This window comes from Lentzea pudingi (assembly GCF_014646255.1).
GTDB classification, from domain to species: Bacteria; Actinomycetota; Actinomycetes; order Mycobacteriales; family Pseudonocardiaceae; genus Lentzea; species Lentzea pudingi.
This window is the reverse complement of record NZ_BMNC01000016.1, coordinates 97,197-111,489: the sequence shown is the minus strand read 5'-3', so window position 1 is coordinate 111,489 and position 14,293 is coordinate 97,197. Positions and strand designations below refer to the sequence as shown.

Genomic DNA, 14,293 nt, shown 5'->3' with positions numbered 1-14,293 from the left:
GTCAGTCCCTGGGGTCGTCGGGATCGAGTCCGTGCAACGGGAAGACCGCACGCCGGGTCTCACGGATCGCCTTGTCGACCGGCTCCTGCGCGTCCCCACCCCACGGTTGGTACCCAGCGTCGCACTCATCAGTCATGGACGCGGGCAAAGGCCAGTTCGGTGCGATCCGTGTCGCATGGGCGACCCAGTCCGCCGGCAACGGCCGGTTCGGGTCGACGTCGCGGTCCAGCACGGTGGCCAGCAGGTGCGTCCACGACCGCGGCACCACCCTGAGCAGCTCGTACCCGCCGCCACCGAGCGCGAGCCACTTGTACCCGTGCTCGTCGACCAGGTCCCGGAACGCCTGGTAGATCGCCCGATGCCCGTCCACGCTCAACGACAGGTCCGCGAGCGGGTCCTCCTTGTGCGTGTCGACACCGCACTGCGTGACCAGCACCTGCGGCCGGAACGCCCGCAACAACGCCGGCACCGTCGCCTGGAACGCCCGCATCCACCCGCCGTCCCGCGTCCCGGCGGGCAACGGCACGTTGACCGCACTCCCCTCTGCCCCGGCGCCACCGACCTCACCGGCCCACCCGGTACCGGGCCACAGGCTCATCGGATGCTGGTGCAACGAGATCGTCAGCACCCGCGGGTCGTCCCAGAACGCCGTTTGCACCCCGTCCCCGTGATGCACGTCGACATCGACATACGCGATGCGCTCCACCCCGCTGCGCAACAACCACTCGATGGCCACCGCACAGTCGTTGTAGACGCAGAACCCCGCCGCACTGTCCGGCATCGCGTGGTGCAACCCACCGGCGATGTTGACGGCCCGATCCGCCTCCCCCGACGTAATGGCCCGAGCCGCCGCCAGCGACCCCCCGACCACCAGCGCCGAAGCCTCGTGCATCCGCTCGAACACGGGGTTGTCCGCGGTCCCGAGCCCGTGCCCGACGTCCCACCCGGCCGTGGGCGCCGCCTGCACAGCACTCAGATACCCGGGCTTGTGCACCAGCTCGATCTCTTCGTCACTGGCCGGTTCGGGCGCCCGCAGTTCCACGCCGTCCAGCACCCCGAGCGCCGTGGCGAGCCGCACGGTCAGGTCGAGCCGGACCGGATTCAGCGGATGGTCGCCACCGAGGTCGTACCCGAGGAAGGACCTGTCCCAGACAACAGCGGCTGGCTTACCCATGCCCAGCAACCTACAGTCGCGGGCCCGGAACCGATCTCACCGAACAGGGGTCAGAGGCGACATGCACCTGAGACCAGCGGCCATCCTCCTCGCACTGGGCCTGACCCTCGCCGCCGTCTCGGGCTGCGCCGACCAGGTCAGGGGCACCGCGACAGCAGACGCTGCCGCGGTCCAAGAACCCGCCGACCCCACCACGACCTCGAAGAAACCGCCCACCAGCACCGAGGCCTCCAAGCCGGCCAGCCCCACCACCGCCCAGAAACAGGGCGACGTGAAGATCGCCACCAAGAAGAAGGCCGCCGGCCTCGAGACCTGCGGCGTCCTCAAGGCCTCGGACATCGAGGCGGCCACCGGCGGCAAGTCCTCGGCGGATGGCGGCTGCATCCACACCACCACCGGCCCGTCCGCCGTCATCACCCAGATGGTCACGGTGCCGGACGTGGCGGACCAGGAGGCCGAGAAGAAGCAGATCGAGATCGGTGGCAACACCGCGTGGCAGGTCAGCCCCGCCAAGGACGACTGCCAGGTCACCGTCATGCTGACCGACGACCCGACCGCCATCACCACGGCCTTCTCGGTGAGCGTCCTCGCCATCGAGGAACTGGACACCTGCGGCATCGCCCTCAAGCTGGCCACCGAGGGCTTCAACCGCATCCCCGGCGCCTGACACCCGCCGGACCGGATCAGCCGCCGGTGGCGACCTCCCGGTCCAACGCACACCAGTTGGACCAGGACCCGGCGTACAACGCCGCCGGCTTCTCGGCCGACGTGATCCCCGCGACCTCCAGCGCGAGCACCACCGACGAGGCGGTCACCCCCGACCCGCAGTACGCGCCGACAGCCACACCACCCGACACCCCGAGCCCGGCGAACCGCGCGGCCAACTCCTGCGGACCGAGCCACCGGCCATCCGCTCCGACGTGCCCGGTGGCCGGCGCGTTGAGCGCACCCGGGATGTGCCCGGCCTTGGGGTCCACCGGCTCGGTCTCCCCGCGGTACCGAGGGGCGGCCCGAGCGTCGAGCAGCACCCCCTCCGAGGCGAGCGCCGCCGCCTCGTCCGCATCAAGCACGGGCATCTGCCCAGGCCGCACCACCACGTCGCCGGCGGCATCACCCGTCAGCGCCTCCGGCACCTCCGCGGACACCGGCAGCCCGGCGGCCTCCCACGCGGCGAACCCGCCGTCCAGCACCGCGACCTCAGCGAACCCGGCCCACCGCAGCAGCCACCACACCCGCGCGGCGACCGACCCGTCCCCCGCGTCGTACGCCACGACCTGGGCACCCTCGCGCACCCCGGCACGGCGCAGCACCTCCTGCAACCGCTCCGGATCCGGCAGCGGATGACGGCCCCCGGCGCCGGGCGCAGCGGACAGCTCCGTGTCCAGATCCACGTACACCGCGCCGGGCACGTGGCTGACCTCGTAGTCTTGGCGTCCGGGTGGTCCACCGAGACGCCACCGGACGTCCAGCACGACGGTGGCCGGACGCGCACTCAGCGCGTCGGCGAGGGCCTCAGGAGTGATCAAGGGATGCACGGCTCACATCCTGCACCCGCGCGGACACCTGTGTCCCCCGGCACGACTACCATCGACACCATACGAAGGGGAGCGGGTGTGAACGACCTCATCGACACCACGGAGATGTATCTCCGCACGATCTACGAGCTCGAGGAAGAGGGCGTGGTGCCTCTGCGCGCCCGCATCGCCGAGCGCCTGGGCCAAAGTGGACCGACGGTGAGCCAGACCGTCGGCCGCATGGAACGCGACGGCCTGGTGGTCGTGGCGGAGGACCGCCACCTCGAGCTCACCGAGCAGGGCCGCAACCTCGCGATCGCCGTCATGCGCAAGCACCGGCTCGCCGAGCGCCTCCTCGTGGACATCATCGGGCTCGAGTGGGAGCACGTGCACAGCGAGGCATGCCGCTGGGAGCACGTCATGAGCGAGGCTGTCGAGCGCAAGCTCATCAAGCTGCTCGGCAACCCCACCACCTCGCCCTACGGCAACCCGATCCCCGGCCTCGACAAGCTGGGCGACGGCGAGCCGGCCCCGCCCGCCGAGGCGGACCTGGTGCGCGTGGACGAGGTGGCCCGCCGAGGCGGTGGCCGCGTCGAGGTGCGCCGCATCGCGGAGCACGTCCAGCTCGACCCGGACCTCATGGCCGAGCTCAAGGACGCCGGCGTCGTGCCGGGCGGCACCGTGGAGGTCGAGGCGCTCGGTGGCGCCAAGGTCATCCAGGTGCGCGGCGGCAACGGCAACACGGCAGAGCTCGACCCCGCGGTCGCCCACGCCGTCCTGGTGCTCGCCCGGTGACCCAGGCGACGACACCGGCGGAGAAGGCCGCGGAGGCGTTCGAGCGCCAGCACGGACGCGCTCCCGAGGGGGTCTGGTCGGCGCCTGGCCGCGTCAACCTCATCGGCGAGCACACCGACTACAACGACGGCTACGTGCTGCCGTTCGCGTTGCCCCACCGCATCGCGGTCGCGGCGTCGCCCCGTACCGACGGCGTGATGACCGTCAGCACGATGGGCGACGACGGCGGGGTACAGGTGGCGGACCCGGTCGTGGTCGCCGACCTAGCCCCCGGCACCATCAAGGGGTGGGCCGCGTACCCCGGTGGCGTCGCCTGGGCCCTGCGCGAGCAGGGGATCCCCGTCACCGGCGGGGCGGACCTCGTCATCGCGGGCGACGTGCCCGCGGGGGCCGGTCTGTCCTCCTCGCACGCGCTGGAATGCGCTGTCGCGCTCGCGTTGCTCGGCCTCGCCGGCGTCGACGCCGAGCGGCCGGACATCGCGCGCTGGGTGCAGCACTCCGAGAACGACTTCGTGGGCGCACCGACCGGCATCCTGGACCAGACGGCATCGCTGTGCTGCATCGAAGCGCACGCCCTGTTTTACGACGTGCGCTCCGGCAAGCCGGAGCAGGTCGCGTTCGACGCGGCTGCCAGCGGGCTCGAGGTCCTCGTCATCGACACCCGTGCCAGCCACGCGCTCGTCGACGGTGGCTACGGCGCCCGGAGGGCAGGCTGTGAGCGTGCGGCCGGCATCCTCGGCGTCCCCGCGCTGCGCGACGTCGACATCGCCGAGCTCGACCAGACGCTCGTCCGGCTGCCCGAAGAGCTGCGTCCGCTGGTGCGGCACGTCGTGACCGAGAACGACAGGGTCCTGCGCACCGTCGAGCTGCTCCGCACGGGCCGGCTCGCCGAGGTCGGGCCTCTCCTGTCCGGCTCCCACACGAGCCTTCGGGACGACTACCGGGTCTCGTGCCTCGAGCTCGACGTCGCCGTCGACTCCGCGATGGCGGCCGGCGCCCTGGGCGCCCGGATGGTCGGCGGCGGTTTCGGTGGCTCGGCCATCGCCCTCGTGCCCGTCGAACGGCACGACGAGGTCGAGCGGTCCGTGCTCGCCGGCTTCGCCTCGCGCTCGCTGACGCGGCCGAGGCTCTTCACGGCGGTTCCGTCCGCGGGCGCGGGCAGGGACCGGTAGCCAAGAACGATCCTGATCAGGAATGCGAGGACTGTGGTGAAGCTGCTCGTCACGGGCGGGGCCGGATACGTCGGCAGCGTGAACGCTGCCAGGTTGCTCGAAGCCGGGCACGAGGTGGTCGTCCTCGACGACCTCTCGACCGGGCACGAGGACGCCGTCCCCGCGGGAGCGCGCTTCATCCGGGGCGACATCGCCGAGGTGATCGGCGATGTCCTCGCGGAAGGGTTCGACGGCGTTCTGCACTTCGCGGCGAAGTCCCTCGTGGGCGAATCCATGCAGGACCCAGGCAAGTATTGGACGGGCAACGTCCTTACCGCGATTCGCCTGCTCGATGCGATGAAGGAACACGGCACGCCGAAGCTCGTCTTCTCCTCGACTGCCGCGACGTACGGCGAGCCGCGGGAGGTGCCGATCCCCGAGACGGCCCCCACCGCGCCGACCAACACCTACGGCGCCACCAAGCTGGCCATCGACCACGCGATCACGTCGTACGCCGCCGCGCACGGCCTGGCGGCGACGAGCTTGCGGTACTTCAACGTCGCCGGCGCCTACGGCAGCATCGGCGAGCGGCACGCGACCGAGACCCACCTCATCCCGCTCGTGCTGCAGGTCGCGCTCGGGCAGCGCGACCACATCTCGATCTACGGCGAGGACTGGCCCACCGAGGACGGCACCTGCGTCCGCGACTACATCCACGTCCTGGACCTCGCGGACGCCCACCTCCTCGCGCTCGAGAACGCCACCGCCGGCGAGCACCGGATCTACAACCTGGGCAACGGCACCGGCTTCTCGGTCAAGCAGGTCATCGACACCTGCCGCGAGGTCACCGGCCACCCGATCCCCGCCGTCGTCGCCCCGAGGCGCGCCGGTGACCCGGCCGTCCTGGTCGCCTCCGCCGAGCGGGCCCGCGCCGACCTCGGCTGGAAGCCCGAGCGCGCCGACATCACCGGCATCGTCCGCGACGCGTGGGAGTTCACCCGCGCCCGGCACGGGGCCTGAGCCGGGATGACCGACTTCGCCTCCTTCGAGAGCTACAACGCCACCGCGCGGCTCGCGTCGCTCGCGCTGTCCCCGGACGGCACAAGGCTCGTCACGGTCGTGTCCACGCTCGCGCCGGACGGTAAGACGTGGCAGGGCGCTCTCTGGGAGGTCGATCCGACCGGGGAGCGGGAGGCCGTCAGGCTCACCCGCTCCGCCAAGGGCGACTCCTCCCCCGTGTTCGCGCCGGACGGGTCGCTGCTCTTCCTCTCGGCCCGCCCGGACCCGCTCGCGAAGCCGGGCGAGTCCAAGGAGAAGAAGGCGCTGTGGCGGCTTCCGATCCGAGGCGAGGCCGCCGAGGTGCTGCGGCCGGGCGGCGGAGTCGGTCAGCTGCGTGCCGCCGGCGAGACGGTGCTGTTCACGTCGTCGGCGTACCGCTTCACGGAGTTCGGCGACGAGGACGACGCCAAGCGCAAGGCCCGCGAGGACGCCGGCGTGACAGCGATCCTGCACGAGTCGTACCCGATCCGGTACTGGGACGCCGATCTCGGCCCGGCCTACCCGCGCTTGTTCGCGACCCCGCTCGCCGGCACCGGCGCCGAGGCGGTCACCGCACTCAGCGAAGACTCCGCGAGCAGGCTCAGCGACGAGGACGTCGAGCTGAGCCCAGACGGGAAGTGGGCGGTCCACGGCCACGCCGTGGACGTCAGCGCCGCCTACGGCCGCCGGACCGAACTGCGGGTCGTGGCCACCAGCGGCGGCGAGCCCCGGGTCATCGCCTCCGAAGACGGGTTCTCCTTCCACGGCGCCACTTTCACCCCGGACTCGTCCGCCGTGATCGCGATCCGCGTGCGTGAGGCCACTCTGGACTCGCCATTCCGGCGCGACCTGGTGCGCGTGGAGCTTTCGGGCGACTCGATCACGCCACTGACACCCGACTTCCCAGAGGCGCCGGACCACCCGGTGGTGAGCCCGGACGGGACGGCGGTCTTCTTCACCGCGAGCCACCTCGGCCACCAGCCCCTGTGGCGGCTCGACCTCGCGACCGGCGAGATCACGAAGCTGACGGTCTCCGGCTACTACAGCGATCTGGTCGTGAGCCCGGACAGCAAGACGCTGTACGCGCTCCGCAACTCGGTCGACCACCCGCCTCAGCCGGTGCGGCTCGCCGCCACCGGTGCCGACCAGGATCCCGAACGGCTGCGTGCGCCCGGCGCGATCCCGTCGGTGCCCGGCACGCTCACCGAGATCTCCACGGTCGTCGCCGACGGCCGGACCGTCCGCTCGTGGCTCGTGCTGCCGGAGGGCGCCTCCGCCGACTCCCCCGCTCCGCTGCTCCTGTGGGTGCACGGTGGCCCGGTCATGAGCTGGAACGGCTGGACCTGGCGTTGGAACCCGTGGCTCATGGCCGCTCGCGGCTACGCCGTCCTGCTGCCCGACCCCGCCCTGTCGACCGGGTACGGGCCCGGCTTCATCAAGGCCGGCTGGGGTCGCTGGGGTGCTGAGCCCTACACCGACCTCATGGCCATCACGGACGTCGCGGTCGAGCGGGCCGACATCGACGCCTCCCGGACCGCCGCGATGGGCGGGTCGTTCGGTGGCTACATGGCCAACTGGATCGCCACCCAGACCGACCGGTTCCGCGCGATCGTCACCCACGCGTCGCTGTGGCACCTCGACGCCTTCTCCGGCGGTACGGACAGCTCCTACTTCTGGATGCGGGAGATGGGCGATCCTCTCACGCACCCGGAACGGGTCCTGGCCAACTCCCCGCACCTGCGGGTGGCTGACATCAAGACCCCGATGCTCGTCATCCACGGGGACAAGGACTACCGGGTTCCCATCGGTGAAGGGCATCGCCTGTACTTCGACCTCGTCCGTCACGGGGTCAATGCGAAATACCTTTACTTCCCAACGGAAAACCACTGGATTCTCACCCCCGGCAACTCTCGGGTCTGGTACGAGACGGTGTGGGCGTTCCTGGCCGAGCACGTCCTGGATCAGGACTGGGAGCGGCCAGAACTGCTCTGAGCGCGGCCGAGCAGCTCACGGGCGCTGTCCAGGTATTTCACGGACAGCGCCCGCACCTCTGACGGCGGGAACGCGGCACTGACGGCGGCTCGGACGAGTTTGCTCAGCGCGTGGCCGGGACAGGCCTCCTCGGCGACGTCGAGCGCGACGGACGCGATCCCTCCGTCGCCGCGCTGGTAGGCGTAGAACGCGAGCAGACACGCGGGTTCCGCTCGTTCCGGTGCCGGGCAGGCCCTGGTGAGCTCGAGCCACAGGCGTTCGGCGAGCCTGGACCTGGGCTGCACCGCGAACCCCATGCTCGCGTCGCGCACCTCGGCGTCAGCCAGCGCCCTCGCCAGAGCGACGATCTCGCTGTCCGGCAAGGGTCCCGCCCGGTGCTCCACGGCGTCGATCGCATCGCTCACCCGGCGTAGTTCGGCCTCGGGGTCGGCATCGCCCGAAGCCGTGATGAGCTGGTCCAGCAAGGTGGATCTGCGTTCCAGTGCCTCGGGCGGATCCAGCGTGAGGATCGCGGCCATGGCCGCGCGCGACTCGAATGTCACGTTGCCCTCGTGTGCCGACGCGGCTGCCACAGCGGACAACTGGGGATCCGGCAACGTCCCGGAGCAGTCGATGTCGAGATAGCACAGCCATTGCGCGTCCTTCTGGCACGACGGCAGCCACACGGCCTCGACGACGTCGATGCCCACGCCGCCCAACTGGTGTCTGAGGACTTTGACCAGTGGCTCGTGCGGCAGTTCCTCAGGCATGTGCTCCGACGGCGGGCACACGACGACGAGGATCACCTCGGACGCGTCTTGTTCTTGCAGCGGACCTTCCAGCTGGGCCGCTAGCTGGCCTCGATGTCGTGGTCGTGGAAGGTCGACGCGCATGGTCATGCTGACCAGATGGTCCTTCAGCACCAGCACGACCAGCGAGTCGGCCGGGTGGAACCCCATCAGGTGCGGGATGGCGGCGTAGAGATCGCCGGCGTCGCGAACTCGGATCGGTTTCGAGAGGGTTGAGGGCATGGGCTCACTGTGGGCGGTGGGGCCGGGTGGTGAGCCGGGTAGGGCGTGAGGTTGTGGACAACTCAGCGGTTGTGGACAGGTTGAGATCTTGAGGTGCCGGGGAGCGGGGTTTTGTCGGGGGTGGGTGCTAGGTTGCCGCGCTTCGGTCCCGGGAGACCGAAGCGCGGCATCACGTCAGAAGGACTGGAACACGGTGCGCCAGCCGCCGACGACCGGCAGTTCCACCGACGTCCGGGTGAGGTCCAGCGACAGGCCGGCACCCGGCTTCGGGCGCAGCGTGTAGTCGTAGTCGCTGGAGATCACGACGAACTCGAGCCGGTGACCGGCCTGCAGGACGTAGTCGTCCGGCACGATCGGCACCTCGACGTCGTAGAACTTGCCGGGCTTGATCGGCGATGTCCTGTCGGGGCGCTCCCGGTTCTGCGGGTCGGTCGAGCCGCGCGTGATGACGTGCGACCTGCCGTCCGCCGCACGGTCGACGAGCAACGTCGTCACGTTCGCCGCGGGCCGGTCGAACGCGACACGCAGGTTCGCCGTCGACTTGCCCGACAACCGCACCGGCTTCTTCGCCGGCCCCGAGGTGTACGAGAGGCGGTTCGGCGAGGTCGCGAGGTCGATCAGCGACTCGGCCGTCTTCGTCGCGTCGTCGGTCAGCTGTTCGACGCCGCGACCGGGCAGGATGCCGAGGCCGCCCTTGGTGGATCCACCCGCGGACAGCCGCAGCCGCACGTCGGACGTGCCGGGAGCCGGCCAGTCCTTCTCGTCGACCCACGTCTTGTCCTCACGCTGCAGCGTCGCCTTCGGCTCCTTGTCGATGCCGTTGCGGTGACCCCACAGGTACTGGGTGAACCAGCGGTTGAGCGTGCGCCGCCACTCGGCCGAACGCAGCGTGTCGGCGTCCGTGTGCCCGGACTGGTGCAGCCAGATCTTGTGCGGCGCACCGACCTTCTTCAACGCCGAGTACCACTGCTCGACGTGCGTCATCTTGACGTTCCAGTCGTTGAGCCCGTGCACCGCCAGCACGGCCGCACGGACCTTGCGGACGTCGTTCATGTAGTTGCGCTCGTCCCAGAACCGGCTGTAGTCACCGGTGATGCGGTCCTGGTCCTTCGCGATCTCGGCGATGATCGGCTTGCAGATCTCCCGGTCCGCACGCGTGTAGACGTACTCCGCGAGCACGTCGGCGTCCTCGCCCTGGAACGTGCCGGGTGCGACGACGGCGCCGTCCGCCCGGTAGTAGTCGTACCAGCTGGAGATGGCGGCGATCGGCACGATGGCTTCGAGGCCGCGCACGCCGGTCGAGGCGACGGCGTTGGGCAGTGTCCCGTTGTAGGAGACGCCCATCATGCCGGTCTTGCCGGTGGACCAAGTCGCCTTGATGGCTTCGCCCGTGGCGGTGCGTGCGGTCGCACGGCCGTTGAGCCAGTCGACGACGACACGCGCGCCGATCGTCTCGTTGACGTCACCAGTCGTCGGGCAGCCCGTGGACTTGCCGGTGCCGAGCGACTCGGCGTAGACGACGGCATATCCACGCGCGATGAAGTAGGCCTCGTAGCGGCCCGACGTGATCGGGTTCGGGCCGAGGGCGGCGGTGATGCGTCCGTCGGAGGAGGACTTCAGCAAACGGCCGTTGCGCTTGTCCGGCACGTACAGCTCGACGTCGACGTTGTGGTTGGCAACGTCGTTACCGCCCGAGAAGTACGGGCTGACCATGTAGACGACGGGGACCTTGAGACCGCGCTCGGTGGCGCGTGGCCGGACGACCTCGGTGTAGACCTCGTCGTCCTTGCCGTCGCGGTCGCTGTCGACCGGTGCCCGGACCCAGAGGCTCTCCTTCACCACGTCCTTCGGATCGAAGACGGGTTGCGCCTCGCCGTCCTTGAACACCGGCCCTTCGGCGGCTTGGGCCGTCACGGGCAGGAATGGCAGAACCAGCACCGCTGTCAGCAGTGCAACTCTTCGTGCGCCCCTCACGAGGCACCCCCAATGCGGAAGCCAGAGACAGGGATCGCCCTGCACCCTCTCCTTTGACTGCAAGACATGTCACCCGTCGAACGGCCCTTGACCTGAGAGCATGGACCGTGCACATTTCCGACTTCGTCCACGCGTTGCCGAAGGCCGAGCTGCACGTCCACCTCGTGGGCGCGGCCTCCGTCGACACCGTCCTCGCGCTCGCGCGCAACCACCCCGGCGGGCGAGTGCCGACCGACGAGGCCGCTCTGCGGAAGTTCTACGAGTTCAGGGACTTCCGGCACTTCATCAACGTCTACGGCATCGTCAACGACCTCGTCACCACCGGGGAGGACGTCCGCACGCTCATCGTCGGATACGCACGTGACGCCGCACGGACCAACATCCGCTATGCGGAGCTGACGATCAGCGCGACCAGTCACCTGCGGGCGGGCATCGCACCCGACGAACTCGTCGAGGCGTTGAAGGCGGGCCGGGACGAGGCGCTCGCGGAGCACGGTGTCGCGTTGCAGTGGATCTTCGACGTTCCCGGCACCTGGGATCGCGACTGGGGCATGACGAGTGCGCGGTTCGCGGCCGAGTACCGGCCCGAGGGACTGGTCGGGTTCGGGCTGGGCGGGTTCGAGTCGGACTCGCCGAGGGCGATGTTCCGCGAGGCGTTCGCGATGGCGCGCGACGCCGGACTGCACATGGTGCCGCACGCCGGTGAGACGACGCCGCCCAGCGAGATCTGGGCCGCGCTGCGCGATCTGCGCGCCGAACGGATCGGGCACGGCGTCAGTGCGGTGCAAGATCCCGAGTTGATGCGGCATCTCGCTGACGAGGGCGTCGTCGTCGAGGTGTGTCCGACGTCGAACATCCGCACGGGTGCGGTGACGTCGCTGGACGAGCATCCGTTGCCACGGCTCGTGGAGGCCGGTGTGCCCGTGACGATCAGCACGGACGACCCCGGCATGTTCCACACCGATCTCGACCGCGAGTACCTGCTGTGCCACGAGCGGTTCGGTTTCGGCCGCGACGAACTCGCCGGCCTCGCCCGAGCCGCGGTGCGGGCGTCGTACGCGCCTGCCGAACTGAAGGACCAGTTGCTGAAGGAGATCGACGCCCTGTGAGTGTGAGCGTGGTGACGACGACCGTTGGCTCCGAGGACGCCGCGGAGTCGCTGGCGAAGGGCATCGTCGGGGCGCGGCTTGGCGCGTGTGTGCAGATCGTGCCGATCCGCAGCATCTACCGGTGGGACGGCGAGGTGCGCGTCGACGCGGAATGGCAGTGCGTCGTGAAGACGTCCACCACCCGCGTCGACGAACTCGTCGCGCACATCAAGGCGCACCACACCTACGACGTGCCGGAGGTCGTCGTCACCCCTGTGACCGGGGGCAGCGACGACTACCTCGCGTGGGTGTCAGAGGAGACCTCTTAGGTGACGCGGCAACGGCTCGGTGTGCAGAACTCCGAGCCGTTGCGTCGCCCTCGTCAACGCCACGTACAGCTCGCTGGGCGACATGCGGTGCGGTTCGACGACGAGGACGACGTCGAACTCCAGCCCTTTCGACGCACGCGGCGGCATCCAGCCTCCGCCGATGACGGCGATCGTGCGTTCGTCGTGTGCATCCGCGTGCGCGTCGAGTTCGTCGCGCACGGCCGCCGATATGTCAGTTACGCGGCGAGCCCATGGACGTACACCTGCCGCGCGCACTGACACCGGCACCGACGCGTCGGGGTCCACAAGCTCGAGGACCGGGATGGCGACGGCCATGATCTCGCCGGGTGTGCGGTAGTTGACCTCCAGCCGGCGGTAGGTGAACCGGTCGAACACAGCACCCCAGCTCCGGACGCCGCTCGCCGACTGGCGCTGGGCCAGGTCGCCGACGACGGTCATGGACTTGTTCGGGCATCGGCGCAGGAGCACGCGCCAGTCCATCGCGGACAGCTCCTGCGCTTCGTCCACGACTACGTGGCCGTAGGTCCAGGTGCGGTCGGCGGCGGCTCCTTCGGCGAGAGTGCGCTGGTCACGGACCTCGTGCCGGGGAGCCAGCACTTCGGCGTTGACGAAGTCCGTGACGATGTACTCGTCGGAGTCCGCGCGCTTGTCGATCGACAGGACGTCCATGACACCACGCGCGTATTCGAGCTGTTCCTCCTCTTCCCGTCTCGCCGCGCGCTCCGCGGCTCCGTCGGAGCCGAGCAGGTCGGCGAGTTCGTCGAGCAACGGCACGTCGGTCACCGTCCACGCCTCGCCGTCGGGCCGGTACAGCTCCGGTGCGCCGATCCGGAAGCAGCGGCCCTCGTACAGGTCGGCGAGCAACTGTTCTGGTGTGAGCAGAGGCCACAGCCTGTCGACGGCGTCGTGCAACGCGGAGCTGTTCCGGAGTTCGTGGCGGACGTCCTCCTCGATCTCCGGCCAGTCGACACCGATCAACCGCAACGCCGGTGCGACGAGTTCCTCGGCGAGCGCGAGGAAGAAGTACTTGCGCGCGGCGTTGTGCGGGAGCCCGTAGTAGCGCGTCTTCTCCCGCGCGACGGCGGCGACGTGCGCGTCGAGCGGGACGACGACATCCTCCAGCTCGATCTCGACGGGCTCGTCGGGAAGCTCCTGCCTGTCGGCGACGGCGACGGCCAGCAGGTCCAGAACTGATATATCGCCTTTCAGCCGTTGCAACGACGGGGTGTCCTCGACGTCGGTCACGACGCCGGGGTACAGCTCGCCGGGTGTCGCGAACACGACGTCGGTCTCCCCCAGCGACGGCAGGACGTCGCCGACGTAGTGGAGGAAGCCGGTGTTCGGGCCGACGATCAGCACTCCGTGGCGCGACAGGCGTTCACGACGCGTATACAGCAGGTATGCCACGCGGTGCAGGGCCACGGCGGTCTTGCCGGTGCCAGGGCCACCTTCGATCACCAGCACGCTGGGGCCCGAGAACCGGATGATCTCGTCCTGCTCGGCCTGGATGGTCGAGACGATGTCGCGCATCGTCGCGGTCCGCGGCGCGTTGAGGGCGTCGAGCAGTGCGGTCGTGTCGGTCAGCAGTTCGTCGTCGTGGAAGTCGCACAGCTCCCGGCCACGAACACGGAAGTGCCGCCGCAGCACGACACCCTCCGGGTTCGCGGCGGTCGCCGTGTAGAACGGCCGCGACGCCGGGGCGCGCCAGTCCAGCAGCAACGGTTCGAAATCGTCGTCGAACAGCCCGACGCGTCCGATGTAGGTGCAGTCGCCGTTCTCCGAGTCGATGCGGCCGAAGCACAGCCCCGCCTCCGCCGCGCGGTACTTGCCCAGTTCTCTGGTCAGCACCTCGACGTGGGCCTCCCGGTCCAGCCGTTGGGTGAGCGTGTCCCGCAGCGCGACCACAAGGTCGGCGGCCGCTTTGTTCCGTTCTTTGTCGAGCTTTTCATACAGAGAGGTGATCCGTGCCTGTTCGCTCGCCAACACCTTGCCCCCTGTGATACAATCTTCGTATCTTCCCGGAAAATTCATTCCGAAAATCCAAAGCCATTCTTTCTATCACACTTTGGTCGTGCGCGGCACCCTTGCGAGAGCCCGCGATGAAGGTGATCTGGCTGGTCAGCACCTCAGAGGGCAGGGCTCAGGTTTTTCCGGCACCCGGCAGCGTTCCGCTACCCAGCATCCACTGATTCGCCGTCGACCACACC

The 14,293-nt window shown here is 69.6% G+C and carries 12 protein-coding genes; 7 read left to right on the top strand and 5 right to left on the bottom strand.

The window, feature by feature from the left end:
* Position 1: 1 nt before the first annotated feature.
* Positions 2-1,174 (bottom strand): acetoin utilization protein AcuC, encoded by a 1,173-nt coding sequence (locus IEY88_RS36240; protein ID WP_189159434.1) that lies wholly within the window; start codon positions 1,172-1,174, stop codon positions 2-4.
* A 61-nt stretch (positions 1,175-1,235) separates the two neighbouring features.
* Here IEY88_RS36240 and IEY88_RS36235 point away from each other — a divergent pair, with 61 nt between their 5' ends.
* On the top strand, positions 1,236-1,841 hold the full coding sequence (locus IEY88_RS36235) for a DUF3558 domain-containing protein (RefSeq protein WP_189159433.1): 606 nt from the start codon (positions 1,236-1,238) through the stop codon (positions 1,839-1,841).
* Between the two features lie 16 nt (positions 1,842-1,857).
* Here the strand turns inward: IEY88_RS36235 and IEY88_RS36230 are convergent, their stop codons facing one another.
* Positions 1,858-2,709: a sulfurtransferase gene (locus IEY88_RS36230; RefSeq protein ID WP_189159432.1), complete on the bottom strand. Its 852-nt coding sequence runs from the start codon at positions 2,707-2,709 to the stop codon at positions 1,858-1,860.
* Between the two features lie 78 nt (positions 2,710-2,787).
* Here IEY88_RS36230 and IEY88_RS36225 point away from each other — a divergent pair, with 78 nt between their 5' ends.
* The 4 genes from IEY88_RS36225 to IEY88_RS36210 are packed head-to-tail and all read left to right on the top strand — an operon-like array spanning position 2,788 to position 7,664.
* A complete protein-coding gene (locus IEY88_RS36225) occupies positions 2,788-3,483 on the top strand; it encodes an iron-dependent transcriptional repressor DtxR (protein WP_189159431.1) in 696 nt (231 codons plus the stop codon).
* Complete coding sequence (galK, locus tag IEY88_RS36220; RefSeq protein ID WP_189159430.1) at positions 3,480-4,655, top strand: galactokinase; 1,176 nt, start codon at positions 3,480-3,482, stop codon at positions 4,653-4,655. The genes IEY88_RS36225 and galK overlap by 4 nt, the downstream gene beginning before the upstream one ends.
* Positions 4,656-4,691: 36 nt before the next feature.
* Complete coding sequence (gene galE, locus IEY88_RS36215; RefSeq protein ID WP_189159429.1) at positions 4,692-5,654, top strand: UDP-glucose 4-epimerase GalE; 963 nt, start codon at positions 4,692-4,694, stop codon at positions 5,652-5,654.
* Between the two features lie 6 nt (positions 5,655-5,660).
* The gene (locus IEY88_RS36210) at positions 5,661-7,664 is read left to right on the top strand and encodes a S9 family peptidase (RefSeq protein WP_189159428.1); all 2,004 of its coding nucleotides are present in this window, start codon (positions 5,661-5,663) and stop codon (positions 7,662-7,664) included.
* Here IEY88_RS36210 and IEY88_RS36205 read toward each other — a convergent pair.
* The gene (locus IEY88_RS36205) at positions 7,634-8,674 is read right to left on the bottom strand and encodes a DUF4192 domain-containing protein (RefSeq protein WP_189159427.1); all 1,041 of its coding nucleotides are present in this window, start codon (positions 8,672-8,674) and stop codon (positions 7,634-7,636) included. The two genes, IEY88_RS36210 and IEY88_RS36205, sit on opposite strands and share 31 nt — an antisense overlap.
* Positions 8,675-8,848: 174 nt before the next feature.
* Positions 8,849-10,648: a Xaa-Pro dipeptidyl-peptidase gene (locus IEY88_RS36200; protein WP_189159426.1), complete on the bottom strand. Its 1,800-nt coding sequence runs from the start codon at positions 10,646-10,648 to the stop codon at positions 8,849-8,851.
* A gap of 107 nt (positions 10,649-10,755) precedes the next feature.
* Here IEY88_RS36200 and add point away from each other — a divergent pair, with 107 nt between their 5' ends.
* Both add and cutA read left to right on the top strand, forming a co-directional pair.
* On the top strand, positions 10,756-11,757 hold the full coding sequence (add, locus tag IEY88_RS36195) for an adenosine deaminase (RefSeq protein ID WP_229694079.1): 1,002 nt from the start codon (positions 10,756-10,758) through the stop codon (positions 11,755-11,757).
* Between the two features lie 11 nt (positions 11,758-11,768).
* Positions 11,769-12,065: a divalent-cation tolerance protein CutA gene (cutA, locus tag IEY88_RS36190; protein ID WP_189159424.1), complete on the top strand. Its 297-nt coding sequence runs from the start codon at positions 11,769-11,771 to the stop codon at positions 12,063-12,065.
* Here cutA and IEY88_RS36185 read toward each other — a convergent pair.
* Positions 12,048-14,069: a helicase gene (locus IEY88_RS36185; protein ID WP_189159423.1), complete on the bottom strand. Its 2,022-nt coding sequence runs from the start codon at positions 14,067-14,069 to the stop codon at positions 12,048-12,050. The genes cutA and IEY88_RS36185 overlap by 18 nt on opposite strands.
* Positions 14,070-14,293: the final 224 nt, after the last annotated feature.